This window comes from Vibrio sp. (assembly GCF_038138445.1).
GTDB lineage: Bacteria > Pseudomonadota > Gammaproteobacteria > Enterobacterales > Vibrionaceae > Vibrio.
Window position 1 is genome coordinate 1 of sequence record NZ_JAYQDQ010000028.1, and the last position, 22,723, is coordinate 22,723.

Genomic DNA, 22,723 nt, shown 5'->3' on the forward strand with positions numbered 1-22,723 from the left:
AGCCGATACCCCAGAAAAAACAATGCCGCTCACCTTAAGTGAACGGCATTAGCCTTATGGCTCCCTTTTGAACATTGACAATAACAGCCGATAATCCTTTTCAAATACACTGTCGCGCCACAAAATGTACTTTTCTCCGCCATCAAATTGCAACAACAAACCAAATGCCGGCAGTAACATGATTTTCTTTTTTATCATGACTTTTCGACCATTCAACTCTCCCAAACCAGAGCTGGACATAATCAAATGACCTTCAAGAGCATTCACTAACCAACCAGAAAGACAATGATATCTATATACACAAGCTGTAAGATAGAGAGTTAATGGCAGCGGGAGATTCGAAGCCAAAAAGAAACTGCAGGCTAAAATCAAAATAGTGAAATTAACCTGACAAGAAATAAATGACGTTGAGGCCAATAACCTAACGTACTTTACTGAGGTTGTGAGCAACGATTTTGTCAATCATAGAAGCGTGGGCTAAATTATCACTACGTCCGTGTCCCATTATCCAAGTAAACAAATCTGGATCATCACATTCTAGCAGTGCAACAAACTCGCGCTGTTCCTCTTCTTGAAGCTCTTCAAAGCATTCTTCAAAAAATGGCATAATGACAACATCAAGCTCCAACATACCTCGACGACATGCCCACTTAATACGCGCTTTTTCTTCCGGAGTATACAATTTCAATTTCCACCTTTTAGGTTGTTTGCCGCGAGTGTAACAATCAATAAATAGAACCACCACTAACTAAGTCACAATCCCGAGTGAGCTAACAGATTTATAACACTTCCCATACTAGTTGAAGGCTTGTTTCTTAAGGCGGTTCGGCGCTAACATAGCAAACAAACTATTGTATTCAGGTTAAAGAACATGGATTGGCAAAACGACTTCAATCAACTCTCATTATCAAGCACTGACTCGCTTCCCGAATTGTCATTAACTTATCTGGCATCATGGGGAATGATCACCGTTGAAGGTAGTGACAAAAAATCTTACTTGCAAGGTCAAGTCACATGTGACGTGGTCAAACTTTCTGAAGATGAAAGTACTCTAGGCGCGCATTGTGACGCTAAAGGAAAAACATGGAGTATATTTCGCTTATTTCACCACAACTCTGGTTATGCGATGCTGCAACCAAAATCAGCCATAGAAAAAGAACTTGCTGAGCTAAAAAAGTATGCCATTTTTTCTAAAGTAGAGTTTGTTTCCAGTACCGACGTACTACTCGGCCTAGTGGGAAAAAATGCCATTAGTACAATCAATAACTTATCATCACAACAAGGTTCAGTTCGACAAATAGAGGGCGGTACTGCGGTCAAAATAGATGAGCAAAGATGGTTACTCGCCGTCGATAAAGACACTGCCTGCAAACTATTTCAGTCTATTGATGCACCGAAAGTCTCTGAAGAGATTTGGACCCTGTTAGACATTCGATCAGCAATGCCCATTGTCAGCGAGTCTGTGCAAAACGAACACATTCCACAAGCTTTGAACCTTCAAGCTCTAGAGGGCATTAGTTTCACCAAAGGGTGTTACACAGGTCAAGAAACTGTCGCCAGAGCCAAATATCGAGGAATGAATAAACGCTGTTTGCAAATCGTGTCGGGTGATTACTCAGAAGCGCTACCAGATAATACGGAAATGGAACGTTCTGTCGGTGAAAACTGGCGCAGCGCTGGTCATTTAATTGCCTGCTATAAGTTTAATGACAATAAAGCTGTGGGCCTTATTGTTCTGCCTAATAATCTTGACTCTGATACAAAACTTCGTCTGACAAGCCAGCCCGATTCGGCTTGGATAATACAACCACTGCCATATTCGCTTGATAATGACGAATAACTTGGATACTAAGATTACCCGCTACCTATGTGCGCTGCGGGTTTCATTTCGATTACTCCCTCACCAATCTCCAGCCACCACTATAGAAGACGCGGCAAGGCAAAGAGGCATTTTCCCCGAGCAAATGGTTAAATGTATTCTTCTGCGAGATATGGGGGATTTGTATGCACTGGCTTGTGTCCCTGGCAATCGCTCAGTTGATCCGAAAAAGGTGAGGAGTCTACTAGGCTGCAGACGCATGACATGTGTTAATAAGGAGGCTATCAAAGCGCTGACAGGTTATCAAATTGGTACAGTCACCCCTCTATTACTGCCAAGCGACATGTCTATTATTTTCGACAGCACTCTAATGCAACAAACCGAGATCACCATAAGTAGCGGCTCTCTGCTTGCTGGCATTGCACTGCAGATAGATGATTTATTGGCCCTATGCAATCCTCTCTTGGCGGATATTTGTCGCTGACAGGTGTCTAACTCGCACCAGTCAAGAACCAAGGATCCGACATTTAAATGTGAGACAATACTCAATAACAAACCAAAGTTAGGGCATTTATATTCATTTAAATGACATTTGAAGTCATTTTCTGTTTCATGAATTACACTTAGTAAGGTTAGTAAAAATTAAGTCTGTAGCTAGGTTTATACTGCGCGCTCTACGTTGTAATCGCCTTTAATTACGTATTCTAGGCTTATTTTCTAACCACAATGTGAAGCTACTGATGATATCAGGGTTTCCACTATTATGTAATGCATCTGTGACTGTTTGCCCGTGGTATACGGGCTTTTTTTATGCAAAAAATTTACCCTAAATTGTCACATAAAAAAAATATTAAACTATTCTTATAACTGTCATAAATCTCGGGTCTACTATTTCGTGACTGAATAACGAGATGAGTTCCATAGACAGAATATAACTAAGGAAAACATCACATAGAAATGGGTATTTATCTGTAATTTTGCTTAACGAAGCACAAATACCTAGAAGAAACTCATTTTACTGCATATATTTCCATCATAATCACATTAATATTGATCGGAAAGTTATACACTTGCAGTGCTTGCTACATATAAGGATCACTCTATGAGACTGTTTAAGCGCTACATGCCAGGTATGATTGCTAAACATGTAAGTCGATTGTTTAAGGGAAGGATTTATATTTGTGGAGTCGGAAAGTTTGAATTCGATAATGGAAAGTTAGTATTGCCAGAAAGGGCTGAAAAACGCCACTTTCAAACTGTAAAGGAAGTCAATCAGGAAATTATGCGACTACGCTGCGCATACATCTAAAGGTTTTATAAGGGGCTGGTCAATACCAGCCCTTTTCATTGCATCAAACCACTTCTTGCTCTAAATACTTAGCTAACACAGGTAAGTTTCCTTTAAGCCCAAGCGCTCTCTTCATAATTTCATCTTTTGCACCTGGTAATTGACCAACCAAAGTCATACCTAAACCCCGAACTAACTTCTTAGCAGGGTTATTGCCGGAGAATAAGTCTTTGAAACCTTGCATAGATGCAATCATTTTAGCAGCTTCCGATTTTCGCCAGCGTTCATAGCGACGCAAATGGCGGCGACTACCAATATCATGACCTTTGCGCCAACTAGTTTGAACTTCTTGAGCAAGACAAGCCGCATCAAGCAAACCCAAATTTACCCCTTGTCCCGCCAAAGGATGAATGGTGTGCGCGGCATCACCAACCAATGCAACTCTATCGGCTGAAAAATCTCGTGCATAGCGCATTTTCAATGGGAAAGATGCACGCTTGCCAATCACTTCACACAAGCCCAACCTTGCGTCAAATTCGGCCGTCAGAGTTTTGTTGAATTCTTGATCAGGTACTGACACTAAATATTCCGCACGATCGGGCTCTGTTGACCATACGATGGAACTCATATTGCTCTGATTCATGGGTAAAAAAGCGAGAGGACCTTGTGATGTAAACACTTGACGTGCGACTTTGCCATGTTCTTCAGCTGTCCAAACATTAGCGACTATCGCACTATGGCCATAATCCCAATGAGTGAGGGGAATATCCAATTGTCTACGTACCCAAGAGTTAGCGCCATCTGCACCTACTACAAGTTTGGCCGTAATCCCCTGTCCATTGGCCAGACTTAGCCAGACTTCACTTTCACCCACTGCCATAGAGTGACATTGAGCCGGCATATGCAGACTGACATTGGGCATTTGTTTGACCCTATCAAGAAGAGCCAATTGAATTACCCTGTTTTCCACAATATGTCCTAAATCTGGCTGAGCCAGATTCGCAGCATCAAACTCAATACGAGCAAAACTATCTTGCTCCCAAACCTCCATTGCAGAATAAGGAGACGCCCTGCGCTGAACTATCCCTTCCCATGCCCCCAAATTACGCAATATAACTTCACTCGAGCGGCTAAGAGCAGAGACTCGGACATCAGGGAGATCATTGATTTCACACTCTGGTATCTGGCTTTCAATTACCGCCACTCGCAAGTCAGTATCTTTAAAAGCAGCAGCAAGCGTCAAACCTACCATGCCCCCACCAACAATTGCGATATCAACGCTTTGTATCATCGAACCCTTCCTCACTCAGGTTTGCTATCTAGCAACCAAACCTAATGTTCTTGTTAATAGAGGAGCTTTAAGCATGGCAACATTGTCCATTGCTGCTAACCCCAGATTACGAGCAAGCCTAAAACTTAAGTAGTCATTGGAAAAAATATGAACCAGCGATGAGGTCAGTGATACCGTCAGTGACCTATCGAGTTCTCGACGGCGCTTATACTCACTCAAAACAGAGTAAGCACCCGGGTCTTGGATATAAGACATTATTGATTCTGCTAATGTCGCTATATCTCGAATACCTAGATTGAACCCTTGCCCAGCAATTGGGTGAAGGGTTTGTGCTGCATTACCAATTATCACTGCTCGATGCGACGTATTTTGCTGGCGAAAACTTTGCTGCAGTGGATAACTGCTTCTGTGACCAATAGTTTGAAATTCTCCCATCCGCCAACCAAAAGCTGCTTGCAATGCCTGTTTAAATTCTGAGTCATCAAGAGACATGAGCTGCGCGGCATGATCAGGTTCAAGGCACCACACCAAAGACATTCTCTGCTCACTCATAGGTAGAAGTGCCAAAGGCCCTGTTGAAGTGAAACGTTCGTAGGCTCTACCTTGGTGAGCTTGAGCAAGCTTAACGTTTGCTATAATCGCTACTTGTTCAAAATCATGCAACTCTGACTCAACCCCCAATTGCTCACAGCAAGTCGACGCAGCACCATCGGCAGCAACTAAAAGTTTAGCGGCTAACAATTGACCGTCATTTAAAGTAACGCGGGTTTCATGCTGCAGCCTTTCTATCTGGCTAACATGAGCAGGGCATAACAAATGTATATTATCATGCTGGCTCACCTTATCATTATAGTATCGTCCTACATCAGTAAGCTCGACAACATATCCCAAAGCATCGACGGATATTTCTTGGTGATCAATGTCCGTCATTCCAGAATGACCTCTGTCGGACACATGGATACGCTTTATTGGCGTCGCAAATTCAGACATGCCTTGCCAAAGATCATACTGTTTGAGAATATTGACGGTTCCTAGCGATAAGGCAATTGCGCGCGAGTCAAACCCTGGATGAGCATCATAGTCAGCCTGATAGGGCTCAACGACAGCAATAGATAATGAACCCTCTGATAACTTACTTATCGTCAGCGCTAATGTCATTCCCGCCATAGCACCTCCGGCAATGACAATATCAAACTGCTTCATGAAACATCCTACATTAATGAATGGTTGGGGCCTTTTGTTTCTCTGGTTTCTGACCAAACTCCGCGTGTATGGTTAATACACAAACCTTGATATGCTCGATCACTTGCTCAAGCAACTGTGCTTGCTCTTCAAGATCATCTTCTTCGTCAATACCCAATTTGGCAATTTCTTCTAGATCTGCCAATGCTTCTTTGCTGTCTTTAGACGCTTGTCTAAGCTCTGCACCAACTAAACCAAGGCCAGAAATATAATGATTAACCCAATCAGCAACACCGTCTGCCATATCAAACAAACTAGCACTCGCATCTTCATCAGGGATTAGCATAGATATATTCATAGCCGAGCTAGTAAGCTCAGCAACTGTCGCATCTAATGTGCTTTGGGCTAGTTGTAACGGCTTGGCGGGCCACCCCATACCATCATTGGTATAATCAAAAATCATCGGCTGCCAGCTTTTATCTGTTAGGCTCAAACCACCACTTAACATACCGGCTAGCAATCCATGCAGTTCAGCAGGATTAACCGCTAAACCAGCGGTTTGAAGTTCACTTGCCAGGGTCAAATAAGCTGGCAACTTATGTTCGCTCATACAAGCGTCCCAAAAATAAGTAAATAATATCGATTCTAGCATTTACTTTAGGTAGCGAAAACGAACGATTGGTCGATTATGCGTGGCTTTTATACAATTTGGTTAATTAGTGTATTTTTTCACGGGAATTTTTACTGTCGAGAGGGAAAAGCTTGAATCTTAACAAGCCTTTTTCTATAGTTTCTTCCTTGGTGATCATCTACATATCACACCCAACTAACGTATTCAGGGTCGCTATGAGTAATCAAGCAGTTGAAGTTGAAATTTTAGGCAAATTAACTCGTGTAAACTGCCCTAGTGGGCAAGAAGAGTCGCTACGTAATGCAGCTCAGCAACTTGACGAACGTCTAAAAGATATGACTTCTAAAACAAAAATCACCAATGAAGTGCAATTACTCACCTTTGTGGCATTGAACGTCTGTCATGAATTGGAAAGCCGTGATACATTAGAAGTAGAGCAAAAAAAAGCGTTGACCAATAAATTGGAACATTTGACCACCTTACTGAGCGACGCGCTTGGTCAAGTAAAGCTAGAAGGACAATAAGCTTTTTAGGTCAACAATAAGAATTTACCCTGGAGTGTTCGTTAGGGGATTAAGTCCCTGAGCCGATAAGCAATACTTAAGGGTTGGTACTTGATAGCTATTGAGCAAGCTCGGCTTGAACCGAGAAGCCTACGGTTACCATTGCCGATCCGCCTTGAACCTGCTGGTTCAAGGGTCCCAAATCTCCAACGGCACTCTGGGGTACCCTACATATCTTCACCAGTGGCATTCTTATGACTCTTTCGCGGCAGGACTACCGAAAACTCATCCGTCAAAAACGCAATCAATTGAATCAAGAAGAACAAAGTCGAGCAACCATAGCCTTAAAAAAGCACTTCTTAACATTACCTGAACTTGTGCAAGCGCAGCATATTGCACTGTATCTGTCTGCCGATGGTGAAGTCGGAACCTCTCTTCTTATTAAAGAGCTTCAAATGCTCGGAAAAGATGTTTACCTTCCTGTCATTCATCCTTTTTCAACTGGCCACCTATTATTTCTTAGCTATGACGAGAATACGTCCATGGTCTCTAACCGCTATAACATCTCAGAGCCTAAGCTTGAAAAAAACAAAATAATACCGGTTGAGCAGTTAGATATTATCTGCACACCATTAGTGGCTTTTGATAAGCATGGCCATCGCCTTGGTATGGGTGGTGGTTACTATGACCGTACGCTAGAGCCTTGGTTTCACTTTCAATCTGGGCCAAAACCAATTGGCCTTGCTCATGAGTGCCAAGAAGTTGAACAACTGCCAGTTGAGTCATGGGATGTGCCTTTACCCAAAATCATCACTCCAAAACAGATCTGGGATTGGGAATAGCTCCAGATTGGTTATATAATCGCGCTCCAGACGCATTATTAAAACCCAGTTTAGGAGACGGGCATGACGCAAGATGAAATGAAAAAGGAAGCCGGTTGGGCAGCACTTAAGTACGTAGAAAAAGGCAGCATAGTAGGCGTAGGTACAGGCTCAACAGTCAATCACTTCATCGATGCCTTAGGTAGCATCAAAGACGATATCAAAGGCGCAGTATCCAGCTCTGAAGCTTCGACTGAAAAACTTAAAGCCCTAGGCATTGAGATCTTTGACTGCAATGACGTTTCCTACTTGGATGTGTATGTAGACGGCGCCGATGAGATCAATCCTACACGCGAGATGATCAAAGGTGGCGGTGCCGCTTTAACAAGAGAGAAAATTGTTGCTGCTATCTCAGATAAATTTGTCTGTATCGTTGATGGTAGCAAAGCGGTCGATGTTCTGGGTGAGTTTCCACTTCCTGTAGAAGTCATCCCTATGGCTCGCTCCTATGTAGCTCGTCAGTTGGTTAAACTTGGGGGCGATCCTGTTTATCGAGAAGGAGTAACAACAGATAACGGCAACGTCATTTTAGATGTACATGGCCTTCGCATTACCAATGCGAAACAATTCGAAAACGACGTTAATGCCATTGCAGGCGTTGTCACGGTCGGCTTGTTCGCTCACCGAGGAGCAGATGTTGTGATCACTGGCACACCACAAGGTGCCAAAATCGAAAGTTAGTTTTCTCTATTTCAGACACTTCATTGAAAACAGCACCATTAGGTGCTGTTTTTTTCATTTATCTTATTAAAAATTATTCCATATACTTTTATTTTCTTACCCAAAGCTATATTTTTTTGTTAACTTAATGAGCAGAAGCTGCGCGACGAAAACGTTTGCGTCAATAAAAAAACTCAAGTAATGTTGGCTTTAATACAGTTACAAGACTTGTGCACAGCTTAAGCTCCCAAATTTAATTTTTAAGGACGAACACTATGGCCAGAGTTTCACTGGAAAAAGATAAGATTAAGATTCTACTTCTTGAAGGGCTTCATCCTTCTTCCGTTGAAGTATTACAAGCTGCTGGTTACACCAATATCGAGTATCACAAAGGTTCTCTTTCAGAAGAGGCACTTCTCGATGCGGTAAAAGATGTGCACTTTATTGGCATTCGTTCACGCACGAACTTATCACAAGCCGTTATTGATGCAGCTGAGAAATTGGTGGCCATAGGCTGTTTTTGCATCGGCACCAACCAGGTTGATCTCGGCGCAGCCGCAACTCGAGGGATCCCCGTTTTTAATGCACCTTTTTCAAACACGAGGAGTGTTGCTGAATTAGTGCTTGGGCAAGTATTACTTCTACTGCGAGGTATTCCAGAAAAAAATGCACTGGCCCATCGCGGAGTATGGAAGAAAAGCGCTGAAAATTCTTACGAAGCAAGAGGAAAAAGACTTGGGATCATAGGTTATGGTCATATCGGTACTCAGCTTGGCATCATAGCTGAAAACCTAGGTATGAGAGTGTACTTTTACGATATCGAAAACAAACTGTCCCTTGGTAACGCCACCCAAGTACACACCATGGCTGAGCTCCTCAATAAATGCGACATCATTTCTTTGCATGTACCAGAAACAGCAGGAACCAAGAATATGATGGGCGCCGAGCAGTTTGAGCTGATGAAACCTGGCGCTATCTTTATCAACGCGGCTCGTGGCACTGTGGTCGATATCCCAGCTTTGTGTCAGGCCATGGAGTCTGGGCATTTATCCGGTGCTGCCATTGATGTGTTCCCAACAGAGCCAAAAACCAACGCCGATCCTTTTGAATCTCCGCTGCAAAAGTTTGATAACGTCATTTTGACGCCTCATGTTGGTGGCTCCACCCAAGAAGCGCAAGAGAACATTGGTGTTGAAGTCGCAGGTAAGCTTGCCAAGTATTCAGATAATGGCTCAACTCTATCAAGTGTTAACTTCCCTGAAGTATCCTTGCCAGAGCACCGTGATTGCTCTCGCTTACTGCACATCCATAAAAACCGCCCTGGTATCTTGACCCAAATTAACACCATCTTCGCTGAAGAAGGCATCAATATTGCAGGTCAGTATTTACAAACTCACGCCGACATAGGCTACGTAGTTATCGATGTAGAAAGCGATCGTTCAGAAGAAGCATTGAAAAAGCTCAAGAGTATAGAAGGCACCATTCGCGCTCGTATTCTGCATTAACCTCTATTTGGTCGCCGCTTACCCAAAGCGGCGGCTTTATTCTCCCCCTCATTCGTTTTTCCTAACAAGCTCAAAAATTGCGCTTTACTGCATCCAGATCCAAGTTCTCCAGATTAGATCACTCAATTTCATCAATATTTAACACTTATGTAGTATTTATCACAGAAATCGCTTTTATTATTCATACAATGCCGAACACTTTCGAACGAAATCACTTTTGCTCGTTCTGTTTTCATTTTTATCACCATCGCACATATATAATGAGGTCCTATGTTTGGAGTTTTCAAACCTAAGGCGCATATCGACCGGCTCACTTCTGGGTTGATAGATAGCACTTATTCACGCTTACGTTGGCAACTTTTTATCGGCATTTTTGTTGGCTATGCTGGCTACTATTTAGTACGCAAAAACTTCAGTTTAGCAATGCCTTATCTGATTGAACAAGGCTTTAGCCGAGGCGATCTTGGTGTCGCTTTAGCGGCTGTCTCTATCGCTTATGGTCTATCAAAATTCTTAATGGGTAGCGTGTCTGATCGCTCAAACCCGCGCTACTTTTTAAGTGGTGGCCTTTTGATGTCTGCACTGGTCATGTTCTGTTTTGGCTTTATGCCATGGGCAACAGGCAGCATTACCGCCATGTTTATTTTGCTGTTTCTCAATGGTTGGTTCCAAGGTATGGGCTGGCCAGCCTGCGGTAGAACTATGGTTCACTGGTGGTCACGTAAAGAGCGGGGCGAGATAGTCTCGGTGTGGAATGTGGCGCACAACGTAGGCGGCGGTCTGATTGGTCCTATGTTCCTACTTGGGCTTTGGGCTTTCAATGAAGATTGGAAAGCTGCATTTTATGTTCCAGCATTCTTTGCCACACTCGTAGCGGTTTTCATCTGGATGACGGTGCGAGATACTCCGCAATCTTGTGGCTTGCCTCCTATCGAAGAATACAAAGACGACTATCCGGATGATTACGATAAGTCACATGAAAAAGAGATGACAGCCAAAGAAATCTTCTTTAAGTATGTATTCTCAAACAAACTGCTGTGGTCTATTGCGATTGCTAACGCCTTTGTCTATTTGATTCGCTACGGCGTATTGGACTGGGCGCCAGTGTACTTAAAAGAAGCTAAAGAGTTTACCGTTGATAAATCATCATGGGCCTACTTCCTTTACGAATGGGCGGGCATTCCTGGCACCTTATTGTGTGGCTGGATATCCGATAAGCTCTTCAAAGGTCGACGCGCACCAGCTGGTATTTTATTTATGGTATTGGTAACTGTCGCTGTACTTGTCTACTGGTTTAACCCAGCAGGTAACCCTGCCATCGACATGGCTGCATTAGTTGCCATTGGCTTCCTAATCTATGGCCCTGTGATGCTAATCGGACTTTATGCTCTTGAACTCGCACCGAAAAAAGCTGCAGGAACAGCAGCAGGTCTTACAGGTTTATTTGGCTACTTAGGAGGTGCCGTCGCCGCAAATGCTGTGTTAGGCTACACCGTCGATCATTTTGGTTGGGATGGTGGCTTTATCATCTTGGTCGGCTCATGTATTACATCCATAGTGTGCCTCATTTACGCCTTCTTAGGTGAAAAGGCGTACCATGAACAAAAACAAAAAGCCGCGCTTGCTTAAATCTCGATGAAAGGCAGCTTAGCTGCCTTTGTTTTTATCAAGGACAACAATAATGAAACCCCTTTCTCTTACAACAAGTTTCTTAGCGTTAAGCTTATCTGCTGGTGCTATCGCAAAACCTCTTGTTATTGCTCACCGTGGCGCTTCTGGTTACTTACCAGAGCACACATTAGAAGCGAAAGCCATGGCCTACGCGATGAAACCTGACTATATAGAACAAGACGTCGTCATGACCAAAGACGACCAACTGGTTGTGCTGCACGACCATTATCTAGACAGAGTCACTGATGTGGCAGAGCGGTTCCCAGACAGAGCGCGCAAAGATGGTCGTTACTACGCGATTGACTTTACCCTAGCAGAAATCAAAACGCTTAAAGTCACTGAAGGTTTTAACATTGATGACAATGGTAACAAGGTCGCTGGCTATCCAACACGTTTCCCAATGTGGAAGTCTGACTTTAGCGTACCAACGCTAGCCGAAGAAATTGATCTTATTCAAGGTCTTAATAAATCACTTGGCTACGATATTGGTATTTACCCAGAGATCAAAGCACCTTGGTTTCACCGCCACGAAGGTAAAGACATCTCCTCAGCAGTCCTTAAAGTGCTTAAGCAATATGGTTATGACGCTCAAGATGACAAAGTCTATTTGCAATGTTTTGACGCTAACGAGCTAAAACGTATCAATGATGAACTGATGCCAAAAATGGACATGGATCTCAAACTAGTTCAATTGATTGCTTACACAGATTGGAATGAAACCATGGTTTATCAGGGCGATAAAGCAACACCTTACAGCTACGACTGGATGTTTAAACCCGGTGCCATGAAAGAAGTTGCCAAGTACGCTGAAGGCATTGGCCCATGGAAACCTATGCTGGTCGATGATAAATCCACTAAAAATAACATCATCATCAAACCGATGATGAAAGAAGCGAAAGATGCTGGGTTAGACGTTCACCCCTACACTTTCCGCGCCGATCCTGGTCGCATCCCTGCCTACACAGATAGCTTTGAAGGCATGATGGATATTTTCTACAACCAAGTAAAAGTCGATGGTTTATTCACTGACTTCCCAGATAAAGCGGTGAGCTTTTTAAACCAATAACAAGATCAAAAAAGCCTTAGTAATTTTACTAAGGCTTTTCACTAAATAATGCGCACTCTACGCTTTTAGCGCCCTTTCACCGCGTGCAATACCCACGACACCGCTTCTTGCGACTTCAATCACTTCGGTTGCTTCAGAAATGGCTTGGATAAAAGCATCAAGCTTTTCACTGGTGCCCGCTAGCTGAACTGTGTATTGTGAAGCGGTGACATCAACAATCTGGCCGCGAAAAATATCGGCGGTACGTTTGACTTCTTCACGAGCCATACCGCTAGCTCTCACTTTAACCATCATGAGTTCGCGTTCAACATGATCAAATTCCGTGACTTCCTGAACTTTTAACACATCAATGAGTTTATTGAGCTGCTTTTGAATCTGCTCTAACTGCATGTCATCTGAAATCGTGGTGATGTTCAAGCGTGAAAGGGTTTCATCATCGGTCGGCGATACAGTTAAAGACTCAATGTTGTAGCCACGCTGTGAGAACAGACCCACTACCCGAGATAACGCGCCCGGTTGGTTTTCCATTAGCAATGAAATAATGTGTCTCATCTTAAGTTCTCTCCGTCTTGCTTAACCACATCTTGTCCATACCCTCGCCTTTGATCTGCATTGGATATACATGCTCAGTCTCATCAATATTGATATCAACAAATACCAGTTTGTCTTTCATCTCTAACGCTTGTTTGAGTCCTGATTCGAGTTGATCTGGCGTCTCGATCCGGATCCCCTCATGTCCATAGGCTTTAGCAATTGCGACAAAATCAGGCACAGAGCTCATATACGAGTTCGAGTGTCTGCCTTGGTAAACAATATCTTGCCACTGCTTAACCATACCTAGGAAGCGGTTGTTAAGATTAATGATCTTGACGGGAATGTCATATTGCATTGCTGTCGACAGTTCCTGAATGTTCATCTGGATACTACCATCTCCCGTTACCACCACCACTTCTTCTTCCGGTTTGGCAAATTTCACACCAAGACCTGCTGGAAAGCCAAAACCCATGGTGCCAAGGCCTCCTGAGTTTATCCAGCGGCGTGATTTATTGAACGGATAGTAAAGCGCAGCAAACATTTGGTGTTGACCAACATCAGAGGCCACATATGCATCACCATTGGTCAGCTTATAGAGAGTTTCAATGACTTGCTGGGGTTTGATACGCTCAGAAGAGGTGTCATATGACAAACAATTACGATCGCGCCAAGTTTGAATATCATCCCACCAGCTTTGCATAGCTTGATGATCATTGACAGCACCTTGTTCTTCGAGCAACGACAACATACTTGCTAAGACTTTTTCTGCCGAGCCAACAATAGGTAAATCAGCCTGCACATTCTTAGAAATCGAAGACGGATCGATATCTATGTGCATTACTTTGGCATTGGGGCAGTACTTTTCTAGGTTATTGGTGGTTCTGTCGTCAAATCGTACTCCCACACCAAAAATAAGATCGGCGTTGTGCATGGCCATATTGGCTTCATAAAGCCCATGCATGCCCAACATACCAAGAGAATTTTTATGTGTACCAGGAAAAGCGCCAAGCCCCATTAATGTGCTAACGACAGGTAAGTTTAGCTTCTCTGATAGTTGTAAAAGGTATTCATCAGCTTGGGATATAACGGCTCCACCGCCCACATATAAAACGGGTTTTTTCGCGGCAAGCAGCGCTTTAAGGCCTTTTTTGATTTGGCCTTTGTGCCCAGTCGTGGTCGGTTTATACGAGCGCATCGACAAGTTAGCAGGATACTCATAAGGCAGTTTATTGAGCGGATTCATTACGTCTTTAGGCAAATCAATAACCACAGGGCCTGGGCGACCTGTTGTAGCGATGTAAAACGCCTTTTTCATGGTTTCCGGGATATCTTTCGCCTCTTTAACCAAGAAGCTGTGTTTCACTATAGGTCGAGACACACCAACAATATCGCACTCTTGGAACGCATCATTACCGATTAAGTTATTAGGCACATTACCTGAAATAACAATCATGGGTATTGAGTCCATATAGGCGGTTGCAATACCTGTTACCGTATTGGTTGCACCAGGTCCCGAACATACAAGCACCACGCCAGGTTTACCAGTAGCGCGTGTATAACCATCTGCCATGTGGGTCGCAGCTTGTTCATGGCGAACAAGCACGTGTTTGATTTGATCTGTCTTAGCGTGCAGAGCATCATAAATATCTAGAACGGAACCACCAGGATAACCAAAGATTTGTTCCACACCTTCCTCGATCAGAGATTGAACAACCATCTCTGCACCGGACAACATTACTGCCATATTTTTCTCCTCGCCAACTCTCCTATTGATAAGGTCAATCAATAAGTGCTGGGTTTACATAGTCTAGGGCTTATTCGTAGCCTAATCGAAATACTTCCACTTTTTCGGCTATGCCTTGCTGTGATGTAACACAAAACAAGTTCGAGCAACAAATGTAACGTTTTCTTAAACAATGATCTAATCAAATTTAGATCTCACTTTAAACAAGATGCTACAGATTGAGGTATGGGCAGTGAATCAAGCTAATCAATTATCAGTATTTAGATGGTCATATCAGGCTTTAAGTATATTTAGACAAAAATTTTATATTTTACATTTGAGTGAAGCGAGTCCTTTAGTCTTAGGGAAGCAGATTTTTGTGAAATAAATGGATTATTCACTCCACTGGCAAAGCGTTCACTTTATCCAATCACGTCTCATGTTAGAGTGTGCACAAGCGATAACTCACCACGAAGAATCAAGCATGGCCTCAGAAACAGCACTCAATGAAACAATCGAGAGACTTATCGAGCAATATAATCAAGGTCAAGTAAATCTGGTATTAAAACAAGCCCAAGAACTGTCTCTACAGCATCCCAATAGCAGCATGGTTTGGAATATTCTAGGTGTTGCAAGTAAAAATGCTGGAAACATAGATCAGGCTCTTGAGGCGTTTAAGAAGGTGATCACCTTATGCCCAGAAAATGTTGGCGGCTATAATAATTTAGCTGTCGTACTGAGAGACAAAGGCAAACTTCAAGAAGCACTTGGATATTATCAAAAGGCGTTAGCACTTAAGCCTGATTATGCTGAGGCACATAACAACAAGGGCGTGGTACTTAGAGATCTTGGCAATCTAAAAGACGCTGTAAAAGCTTATCAGCAAGCACTTGCAATAAATCCAGATTATGCAGAAGCACATAATAACTTGGGCATTATCTTTCAAGAACAAGGCAAGCTAAAGCAAGCGTCTGAATGTTATATGAGGGCTTTATCACTTAAACCAAACCACGTTGAAGCCTATGATAACTTAGGAGCAGTACTTGAAAAACAAAATAAGCCAGAGCTGGCGGTAACAGCATATCAAAAAGCTCTAACCTTAGACCCACACATGGAATCTGTAAGGCTCAAAAAGCTATATCAACAAGCAAGGCTTTGCGACTGGTCCGCCATGGAGGAAGAGATATCTAAAGTTAAAACTCTCGGCACTCAAGGTAAAGCCGTCTCTCCTTTCGCAGCACTAACCTTTGAAGACTCACCACTAAGACATCGACTTCGCTCTGAGCAATTCGTTAAATCCAAACACCTAGTGTGCGAATTACCACAGATAGCCAAGCCAAAGCAAAAGCCAAGTCGGCTTCGTATTGGCTATTTCAGCGCTGATTTTCATGATCACGCTACCATGCATCTCATGTCCAAAGTCTTTGCACTGCACGACAGAGAAAAGTTCGACGTCTACGCCTATTCTTTTGGCCCTAATACGGGTGATAGTACTAGGAAGAAAGCTCCTGACTTATTTGATGTTTTTCATGATGTAGCTGAGCTAAGTGACCTAGAGATAGCAAAACTTGCAAGAAAAGATAGGATTGATATTGCGATTGATCTCAAAGGCCATACCCGAGATGAGCGTTTGGGTATTTTTGCCAAGCGGCCAGCACCGTTGCAAATCAGCCATGTAGGCTACCCTGGCACCACTGGTGCTGATTTTATCGACTATCTCATCGCCGATTCATACCTTATCCCGCAAGAGCAAAGACCTCATTATACCGAGAATATTATTTATCTACCCAACAGCTACCAACCCAATAATAACAATCGCCTAATCCCCCACTGCTCATCGAATAAACAAGATTTAGGGTTACCAGATAAAGGGCTCGTATTTTGCTGTTTCAACAGCCCATATAAACTATCTCCCACAGAATTTGATATCTGGATGAGTGTATTAAAAAACGTAAAAGGAAGTGTTCTTTGGCTGTTTAGCGACAATCCCCATGTGCAAAGAAATCTAAAGCAGCATGCCGAGCAAAGAGGTATAAATAGTGAACGCTTGATCTTCGCCAAACCTTTGCAACAAGAGGAACATTTAGCCAGATATCAACATGCTGATATTTTCTTAGATACCTTTAATGTCAACGCCCATACAACGGCAAGCGATGCGCTTTGGGCTGGTGTCCCTGTCGTCACCAAATCAGGACAAGGCTTTGCTGCCAGAGTCTCGACAAGCTTGCTGCATGCAGTTGGATTAGCCGAGCTTGTTACCCATACAAACGAAGAATATCAGCAGGTGATTTTGCAGCTCGCTAACAGCCCTGAAAAGCTTGCAGAAATCAAGCAAACTCTTGCTACTCAACGAATGTCTATGCCGTTATTTGATACTGAGCGATACACTCAAAATTTAGAAAAAGCTTATATTATGGCTTACCAAAATTATTTTACCCAAAAGTCTTACACAGACATTTGGGTGAAGGAGCAATAGTTTATAAGCCAGCAAAAAGCGTTAAGACAAAACTAAAAATCCCTCAAATACAAAGTTTGAGGGATTTTAAGATTAGAAAGCGCTCGTTATTGGGAGATTTACTTTTTTACCACATCATCGCGGTACATCTCTTCAATCTCATCTTGGTATTTCTCGTTGATGACTTTACGACGAAGCTTTTGTGTCGGAGTCAGCTCACCAGCATCCATTGAAAACGCTTTAGGTAGCAACTTAAATTTCTTTACTTGCTCAAACTTTGCTAATTCCTTTTGCAGATCATTTACCCTACGTTCAAGCATTTCAACAACTTGGTGATGCTTGATCAGTTCAATACGATCTTGGTACTTAATATTAAGCTCTTTCGCATACGCTTCAAGGCTATCAAAACAAGGCACAATGAGCGCAGAAACGAACTTACGAGTATCAGCAATAATCGCCACTTGTTCAAAGAAATGATCCTTACCGATTGTCCCTTCGACAAGCTGAGGGGCGATATATTTACCACCTGATGTTTTCATTAGCTCTTTGATACGGTCGGTAATAAACACATTACCTTTTTCATCTATGTGACCCGCATCTCCAGTTTTTAAAAAACCCAACTCATCAAATGATTCTGCCGTTTCCTTGGGCATTTTGTAATAACCGCGCATCACCATTGGCCCACGAACTAAAATTTCATTATTAGTTCCAATTTTAACCTCAGCGCCTGGCATGGATGTGCCTATTGATTGTGGCTGGAAACAACCATCCGCCCAACAAGAGACAGTAGCGGTGGTTTCTGTCATTCCATAGCCAAGCTTTATATTAATGCCAATTGCATGAAAAAAACGACCAATAGCTTCATCTAATTTGGCCCCGCCGCATGGCATAAAGTTAATCTGGCCACCCAGCAAAGCACGTAGCTTAGACAAGACTAAATTGTCTGCAAGCTTATGGGACTTTCGCAGCATAAATGAAGGTGTTCTACCCTCTTGATGGCACAAAGACATCTTAGCTCCCATATTCACAGCCCAAGTAAATAGTAGCTTTTTAGTCATTGAGGCTTTTGATACCTTGTCATGAATGGCAGAGAATATTTTCTCATAAAACCGAGGAACAGCGCACATAACTGTCGGTTTGATATCACTTAAAGCTTCACGAACTTGCATTGTGTCTTGCAGGTAGCAATTGGTCGCTCCACGATACAGAGTATAAAAAGTCCAAGCGCGCTCAAAAACGTGAGATAAAGGAAGAAAGCACAGAGACACATCATTATGGCTGAGCGTTAGCCTTTTATCGTGACCTTCTAGTTGAGAGGCAACGTTACGATAATCTAACATCACCCCCTTAGGTTGCCCTGTAGTGCCTGATGTATATATAAGGGTGAGTAGATCATCCAGATTTGCTTCTGCTAGACGCTGCTGAAGTTGTGCTTTTTGTGGGGTTTGAGGACGGTCAACAAACTCCTGCCAAGTACAAGCAAAGCCATATTGGCCAAGCTCAATACCTTCTGACATGGTCACTATCAATTCCAATTTGGGGCACTGGTCAAAAACGCTAACCGCTGCATCAAACTGGGATTGTTCTCCCACGAATAGGATGCGCACATCAGCATTATCGAGAATATAGCCAGCTTGATTGGCAGTATTGGTTGGGTATATAGGAACCGTAACCGCGCGAATTTGAAGAGAGGCGAGATCGGCGACAGTCCAATTAGGCATATTATTGGCAAAAATACCAATCTTATCTTGAACCTGAATACCATGATCCAATAATGCTGAAGATAATCTGTCTAATTGAGTACCAAACTCACTCCAGCTAATACCTTGCCAAACAGCGCCCGACTTGTATTTTAGAGCGATTCGCTCACCATTTTGACCTAACTGCTGACGAATTCTTTTAACGATATGAAAATCTATGAGAGCCATATTCCTACCTTTCACTTACGTATGTAAGCTTTGAGAGCGCACAAGTGTACATTTAGGTAAAGAAAAGGCAACTAGGGGGAATGAAAGTTGATATTTGAAATGTAAAAAACCTTGAATGGCGCTAACCATTCAAGGTTTTTAATGATAGTTAATTAGGCTTTTGCAACCACTTCGCCACAAATCATCATTAATTGGTCACGAAGCCAGATATGACCTTTATCTTTCTCACTGGATTCATGCCAGCTCAAAAAGCCACTGATCTTAGCATTCTCAAACGGGAAGTCGAGAATTTGCAGTTGCTCTTTATTAGCAGCATTTTCGACCATCCAACGAGGAGCGATAGTAACAAGTTCAGACTGACCCACTACATACAACACATTGCTCAAGCTAGTCCCTTCATAGTATGCCTGCACATCGAGATCGCGATAAGCCTGCTCTGAAAAGCTTCGTTGACCGTGTACACGAGATAACTTAGCGTGACGTTCTTCTCTAAGTTGCTCTGCCATCACACCTTGTTGAATACGAGGGTGTGATTTAGACGCAACAACAACCAACTCGTCTTGGAAGATTTCAGTGCTAGAAAAGCCTTGCTCATCGAAGCGAGCATAATCAACGACAAAGTCAATTTCCTGATAACGCATTCTTTCAGCCAACTGGCGATCGAACTCTGCATCTAAGTGAAGTTGAACATTAGGTGCTTGCTCATGAATTGTAGACATGATTTTTGGAGCGAAGCGCATATCACAAGGGCTGCAAATCGCGAGTTTAAACAAACGAGTTGAAGTTTCTGGTGAAAAGATCGAGCTTGGCAATTCATTACGAATCAATTGAAGTGCCTGACGAACCGGACCAAATAGTAAACGCGCACGCTGAGTAGGTTGAATACCACGTCCCTGACGCATAAATAGCTCGTCATTAAACATCACTTTAAGTCTGGCAACAGCGTTACTCACTGCAGGTTGTGACATACCTAAATTGTGTGCAGCGCGGGTAATATTTTGCTCCTGCATAACCGCATCAAATACAGTTAAAAGGTTTAAATCTACTCCACGGAGAGTACTTTCCATTCTGTAGCTGGCAATAGCACTCATAGATTCTTTTTTCTCAATCATCACGCAAGCCTCTTGTCTTGTATTCGTCAATGTAAATGTTTTTTAAATGAATATTGGTTGGGAATAGATAACCAGTTTTTCGTTATATTTGCCCGTCCGATACTTCGCGGCAGAACATTACTATCAACGAATCATTCATGTATTGGCAACCAGATTGATAATTAATCAGCATTTTTCACCTGAATGATAATTAAACCATTCAAAATCAAATATTTAACTAAAACATAAAAAAACATAAAACAGCATAAGTGCGAAATTTTGAGTAATTAATTAAGTTGACCAATAAGTGCTAAGTGACAAAAAGAATCATTTACAGGAAAAATAACTAGAGCGTCAAGTACAAAACTGACACTAATACTTAGTTTGGTGACTAAGGGTATTTTGACAAATCAAATGGCGTTGTTTAGCTTAAAAAATTAACTTAGACTCGATTGGCAAGCACATTTCAATAGACCTAAGTTGGGTAGATAAGCCTAATGGCTATTGTTTTGTAACACTCTTTATATGGTTTACCTAACACGTAAATCATTCACCTAAACTATCACTTAGGTGCAACCTAATTCCTATAGCCTTACATCCAGCGATTCAGAAGTATTTATTTTAGTGTTAGTAAATAAATACTGTTTTTGGGGTTGACGTCTACATCAGAGTGCGGTACTAATTTGTTAACTAAATTTTGTGGTTAATTTAACGCCTTCAGGGACCTGTTAACAATGTCTAAGCATTTTTCAATTCTGCTGAGCCTCCTCCTTATCGTGACCAAATCGCGCGGGTAGGCTGTGGAAGAAAAATAACCACAACAAGATTTAAAAGCCCGCATCAAAATGCGGGCTTTTTTGTAGGTCGACACCGGAAGAAAACGATTCACTGTGTGAGCATAAAAATATCAGGAAGGAAGCAAACATGAATGATCAGGTTATTATTTTCGACACCACATTACGTGATGGCGAGCAAGCGTTATCAGCAAGTTTGACCGTTAAAGAAAAACTGCAGATTGCCTACGCGCTTGAAAGGCTGGGTGTTGATGTCATTGAAGCTGGCTTTCCAGTCTCCTCTCCTGGCGATTTTGAATCCGTCCAAACGATTGCCAAACACATAAAAAATAGCCGAGTTTGTGCACTTTCCCGTGCAGTCGCAAAAGATATTGATGCAGCAGCGGAAGCGTTAAAAGTCGCAGATCAGTTTAGAATTCACACCTTTATTTCTACTTCAACCATCCATGTCGAGGACAAATTACGTCGCAGCTATGATGACGTCGTAGAAATGGCGGTAAAAGCTGTCAAACACGCTCGCCAATATACTGATGATGTAGAGTTTTCTTGTGAAGATGCCGGCAGAACACCGATTGATAATTTATGCCGCATGGTTGAAGCGGCAATCAATGCTGGCGCGAACACAATCAATATACCCGATACTGTTGGCTACACAGTTCCAAATGAGTTTGGCGGCATTATTCAAACCTTGTTCAACCGTGTCCCCAACATTGATAAAGCCATTATTTCAGTACACTGTCATGATGACTTGGGTATGTCAGTGGCAAACTCTATCGCAGCAGTTCAGGCAGGTGCGCGCCAAATAGAAGGTACCATTAATGGTATTGGAGAGCGCGCTGGTAACTGCTCTCTAGAAGAAGTTGCTATGATCATCAAAACTCGTCAAGAATTGCTTGGTGTTCACACGGGTCTTAAACATGACGAGATTCACCGCACCAGTAAACTCGTCAGTCAGCTTTGTAATATGCCAATTCAAAGCAACAAAGCCATTGTAGGAACCAATGCATTTAGCCACTCGTCAGGTATTCACCAAGATGGGATGCTAAAAAATAAAAATACCTATGAAATTATGACGCCCGAGTCTATTGGACTAAAAAATCAAGCACTAAACCTAACCAGTCGAAGTGGCCGAGCTGCAGTGAAAAGTCATATGGACAGCATGGGCTACAAAGAAGATGAATACAATTTAGATGCTTTGTATGAGGACTTCTTGAAATTGGCTGACCGAAAAGGACAAGTGTTTGACTATGATCTAGAAGCTTTAATGCATTTCTCTAATCTTCGCGAAGAGGATGATTTCTTCAAACTTAACTACCTAAGCGTTCAATCTGGCAGCGTAATGGCGACGACTAGCATAAAATTGCAATGTGGCGATGAAGAAAAATCAGAAGCCGCCGTCGGTAATGGCCCTGTCGATGCGCTTTATCAGTGTATCTACCGAGTGACTGGGTATGATATCGTGCTAGACAAGTTTGACCTTACCGCTAAAGGCGAAGGTGAAGACGGTCTAGGTCAAGCGGATATCATCGCCAACTATAAAGGTCGTAAGTATCACGGTACTGGCATGTCAACAGATATTGTAGAAGCATCAGGACAAGCTTTACTTCATGTGATCAACAGTATCCACCGTGCGGATCAAATCGAACAAATCAAACAGAAAAAGATCGCAACTGTATAAATAAAATCTAGGGGTCTAAGTCA

General features: G+C 42.6%; 20 protein-coding genes and 1 other RNA gene. 12 read left to right on the forward strand and 9 right to left on the reverse strand.

Annotated elements, in window-relative coordinates:
• Positions 1-54: 54 nt before the first annotated feature.
• Positions 55-348 (reverse strand): hypothetical protein, encoded by a 294-nt coding sequence (locus tag AAFM34_RS09580; protein WP_341662240.1) that lies wholly within the window; start codon positions 346-348, stop codon positions 55-57.
• 73 nt (positions 349-421) lie between these two features.
• Positions 422-682 (reverse strand): succinate dehydrogenase assembly factor 2, encoded by a 261-nt coding sequence (locus AAFM34_RS09585; protein WP_341662310.1) that lies wholly within the window; start codon positions 680-682, stop codon positions 422-424.
• A 189-nt stretch (positions 683-871) separates the two neighbouring features.
• Here AAFM34_RS09585 and ygfZ point away from each other — a divergent pair, with 189 nt between their 5' ends.
• From ygfZ to AAFM34_RS09600, 3 genes are all read left to right on the forward strand, one after another.
• Positions 872-1,840: a tRNA-modifying protein YgfZ gene (gene ygfZ / locus AAFM34_RS09590; protein WP_341662242.1), complete on the forward strand. Its 969-nt coding sequence runs from the start codon at positions 872-874 to the stop codon at positions 1,838-1,840.
• Positions 1,830-2,303 (forward strand): YbaK/EbsC family protein, encoded by a 474-nt coding sequence (locus AAFM34_RS09595; protein ID WP_341662244.1) that lies wholly within the window; start codon positions 1,830-1,832, stop codon positions 2,301-2,303. The genes ygfZ and AAFM34_RS09595 overlap by 11 nt, the downstream gene beginning before the upstream one ends.
• 618 nt (positions 2,304-2,921) lie before the next feature.
• Positions 2,922-3,128 (forward strand): DUF1107 domain-containing protein, encoded by a 207-nt coding sequence (locus tag AAFM34_RS09600; RefSeq protein ID WP_341662246.1) that lies wholly within the window; start codon positions 2,922-2,924, stop codon positions 3,126-3,128.
• Positions 3,129-3,171: 43 nt separating this feature from the next.
• Here AAFM34_RS09600 and AAFM34_RS09605 read toward each other — a convergent pair whose 3' ends face one another.
• Genes AAFM34_RS09605 through AAFM34_RS09615 form a run of 3 tightly spaced genes read right to left on the reverse strand, consistent with a single transcriptional unit; the run spans position 3,172 to position 6,190 of the window.
• Positions 3,172-4,398 carry an FAD-dependent 2-octaprenylphenol hydroxylase gene (locus AAFM34_RS09605; protein WP_341662248.1) on the reverse strand — a complete coding sequence of 409 codons (1,227 nt, stop codon included), beginning with the start codon at positions 4,396-4,398 and terminating at the stop codon, positions 3,172-3,174.
• Between the two features lie 24 nt (positions 4,399-4,422).
• On the reverse strand, positions 4,423-5,601 hold the full coding sequence (gene ubiH / locus AAFM34_RS09610) for a 2-octaprenyl-6-methoxyphenyl hydroxylase (RefSeq protein ID WP_341662249.1): 1,179 nt from the start codon (positions 5,599-5,601) through the stop codon (positions 4,423-4,425).
• Between the two features lie 13 nt (positions 5,602-5,614).
• Entirely contained in the window at positions 5,615-6,190 is a 576-nt protein-coding gene (locus AAFM34_RS09615) for a YecA family protein (RefSeq protein ID WP_341662251.1), read from the reverse strand.
• A 236-nt stretch (positions 6,191-6,426) separates the two neighbouring features.
• Between AAFM34_RS09615 and AAFM34_RS09620 the strand changes: the two genes are divergently transcribed.
• The 7 genes from AAFM34_RS09620 to glpQ all read left to right on the forward strand — a co-directional run bounded on the left by AAFM34_RS09620 (position 6,427) and on the right by glpQ (position 12,497).
• Positions 6,427-6,735 carry a cell division protein ZapA gene (locus AAFM34_RS09620; RefSeq protein ID WP_341662253.1) on the forward strand — a complete coding sequence of 103 codons (309 nt, stop codon included), beginning with the start codon at positions 6,427-6,429 and terminating at the stop codon, positions 6,733-6,735.
• Positions 6,736-6,758: 23 nt separating this feature from the next.
• A non-coding RNA gene (gene ssrS, locus AAFM34_RS09625) (6S RNA) lies at positions 6,759-6,942 on the forward strand.
• 26 nt (positions 6,943-6,968) lie between these two features.
• Positions 6,969-7,556 (forward strand): 5-formyltetrahydrofolate cyclo-ligase, encoded by a 588-nt coding sequence (locus AAFM34_RS09630; RefSeq protein ID WP_341662254.1) that lies wholly within the window; start codon positions 6,969-6,971, stop codon positions 7,554-7,556.
• A 63-nt stretch (positions 7,557-7,619) separates the two neighbouring features.
• Positions 7,620-8,276, forward strand: a complete 657-nt coding sequence (rpiA, locus tag AAFM34_RS09635; RefSeq protein ID WP_341662256.1) for a ribose-5-phosphate isomerase RpiA — start codon at positions 7,620-7,622, stop codon at positions 8,274-8,276.
• Positions 8,277-8,530: 254 nt separating this feature from the next.
• Complete coding sequence (serA, locus tag AAFM34_RS09640) at positions 8,531-9,760, forward strand: phosphoglycerate dehydrogenase (protein WP_341662257.1); 1,230 nt, start codon at positions 8,531-8,533, stop codon at positions 9,758-9,760.
• Positions 9,761-10,030: 270 nt separating this feature from the next.
• Positions 10,031-11,389, forward strand: coding sequence for a glycerol-3-phosphate transporter (glpT, locus tag AAFM34_RS09645; RefSeq protein WP_341662259.1), 1,359 nt, complete (start codon positions 10,031-10,033; stop codon positions 11,387-11,389).
• 52 nt (positions 11,390-11,441) lie between these two features.
• The gene (gene glpQ, locus AAFM34_RS09650; RefSeq protein WP_341662261.1) at positions 11,442-12,497 is read left to right on the forward strand and encodes a glycerophosphodiester phosphodiesterase; all 1,056 of its coding nucleotides are present in this window, start codon (positions 11,442-11,444) and stop codon (positions 12,495-12,497) included.
• 57 nt (positions 12,498-12,554) lie between these two features.
• Here the strand turns inward: glpQ and ilvN are convergent, their stop codons facing one another.
• On the reverse strand, positions 12,555-13,049 hold the full coding sequence (ilvN, locus tag AAFM34_RS09655) for an acetolactate synthase small subunit (protein ID WP_152429547.1): 495 nt from the start codon (positions 13,047-13,049) through the stop codon (positions 12,555-12,557).
• Between the two features lies 1 nt (position 13,050).
• Complete coding sequence (locus tag AAFM34_RS09660) at positions 13,051-14,775, reverse strand: acetolactate synthase 3 large subunit (protein ID WP_341662263.1); 1,725 nt, start codon at positions 14,773-14,775, stop codon at positions 13,051-13,053.
• A gap of 367 nt (positions 14,776-15,142) precedes the next feature.
• Here AAFM34_RS09660 and AAFM34_RS09665 point away from each other — a divergent pair, with 367 nt between their 5' ends.
• Positions 15,143-17,230, forward strand: coding sequence for a tetratricopeptide repeat protein (locus AAFM34_RS09665; protein WP_341662265.1), 2,088 nt, complete (start codon positions 15,143-15,145; stop codon positions 17,228-17,230).
• A 98-nt stretch (positions 17,231-17,328) separates the two neighbouring features.
• On the opposite strand, the gene AAFM34_RS09670 is transcribed toward AAFM34_RS09665, so the two are convergent.
• Together AAFM34_RS09670 and leuO are read right to left on the reverse strand one after the other, a co-directional pair.
• Positions 17,329-19,137, reverse strand: coding sequence for a long-chain fatty acid--CoA ligase (locus AAFM34_RS09670; protein ID WP_341662267.1), 1,809 nt, complete (start codon positions 19,135-19,137; stop codon positions 17,329-17,331).
• 152 nt (positions 19,138-19,289) lie between these two features.
• Complete coding sequence (gene leuO, locus AAFM34_RS09675; RefSeq protein ID WP_341662312.1) at positions 19,290-20,249, reverse strand: transcriptional regulator LeuO; 960 nt, start codon at positions 20,247-20,249, stop codon at positions 19,290-19,292.
• 903 nt (positions 20,250-21,152) lie between these two features.
• Between leuO and leuA the strand changes: the two genes are divergently transcribed.
• Positions 21,153-22,700 carry a 2-isopropylmalate synthase gene (gene leuA, locus AAFM34_RS09680; RefSeq protein ID WP_341662269.1) on the forward strand — a complete coding sequence of 516 codons (1,548 nt, stop codon included), beginning with the start codon at positions 21,153-21,155 and terminating at the stop codon, positions 22,698-22,700.
• Positions 22,701-22,723 lie beyond the last annotated feature (23 nt).

Excerpts from the sequence above, each read along its gene's own strand:
- ygfZ (WP_341662242.1), top strand. The coding sequence starts at position 872 with ATGGATTGGCAAAACGACTTCAATCAACTCTCATTATCAAGCACTGAC.
- AAFM34_RS09595 (WP_341662244.1), top strand. The coding sequence starts at position 1,830 with ATGACGAATAACTTGGATACTAAGATTACCCGCTACCTATGTGCGCTG.
- AAFM34_RS09600 (WP_341662246.1), top strand. The coding sequence starts at position 2,922 with ATGAGACTGTTTAAGCGCTACATGCCAGGTATGATTGCTAAACATGTA.
- AAFM34_RS09605 (WP_341662248.1), bottom strand. The coding sequence starts at position 4,398 with ATGATACAAAGCGTTGATATCGCAATTGTTGGTGGGGGCATGGTAGGT.
- ubiH (WP_341662249.1), bottom strand. The coding sequence starts at position 5,601 with ATGAAGCAGTTTGATATTGTCATTGCCGGAGGTGCTATGGCGGGAATG.
- AAFM34_RS09615 (WP_341662251.1), bottom strand. The coding sequence starts at position 6,190 with ATGAGCGAACATAAGTTGCCAGCTTATTTGACCCTGGCAAGTGAACTT.
- AAFM34_RS09620 (WP_341662253.1), top strand. The coding sequence starts at position 6,427 with ATGAGTAATCAAGCAGTTGAAGTTGAAATTTTAGGCAAATTAACTCGT.
- AAFM34_RS09630 (WP_341662254.1), top strand. The coding sequence starts at position 6,969 with ATGACTCTTTCGCGGCAGGACTACCGAAAACTCATCCGTCAAAAACGC.
- rpiA (WP_341662256.1), top strand. The coding sequence starts at position 7,620 with ATGACGCAAGATGAAATGAAAAAGGAAGCCGGTTGGGCAGCACTTAAG.
- serA (WP_341662257.1), top strand. The coding sequence starts at position 8,531 with ATGGCCAGAGTTTCACTGGAAAAAGATAAGATTAAGATTCTACTTCTT.
- glpT (WP_341662259.1), top strand. The coding sequence starts at position 10,031 with ATGTTTGGAGTTTTCAAACCTAAGGCGCATATCGACCGGCTCACTTCT.
- glpQ (WP_341662261.1), top strand. The coding sequence starts at position 11,442 with ATGAAACCCCTTTCTCTTACAACAAGTTTCTTAGCGTTAAGCTTATCT.
- ilvN (WP_152429547.1), bottom strand. The coding sequence starts at position 13,049 with ATGAGACACATTATTTCATTGCTAATGGAAAACCAACCGGGCGCGTTA.
- AAFM34_RS09660 (WP_341662263.1), bottom strand. The coding sequence starts at position 14,775 with ATGGCAGTAATGTTGTCCGGTGCAGAGATGGTTGTTCAATCTCTGATC.
- AAFM34_RS09665 (WP_341662265.1), top strand. The coding sequence starts at position 15,143 with ATGGATTATTCACTCCACTGGCAAAGCGTTCACTTTATCCAATCACGT.
- AAFM34_RS09670 (WP_341662267.1), bottom strand. The coding sequence starts at position 19,137 with ATGGCTCTCATAGATTTTCATATCGTTAAAAGAATTCGTCAGCAGTTA.
- leuO (WP_341662312.1), bottom strand. The coding sequence starts at position 20,249 with ATGATTGAGAAAAAAGAATCTATGAGTGCTATTGCCAGCTACAGAATG.
- leuA (WP_341662269.1), top strand. The coding sequence starts at position 21,153 with ATGAATGATCAGGTTATTATTTTCGACACCACATTACGTGATGGCGAG.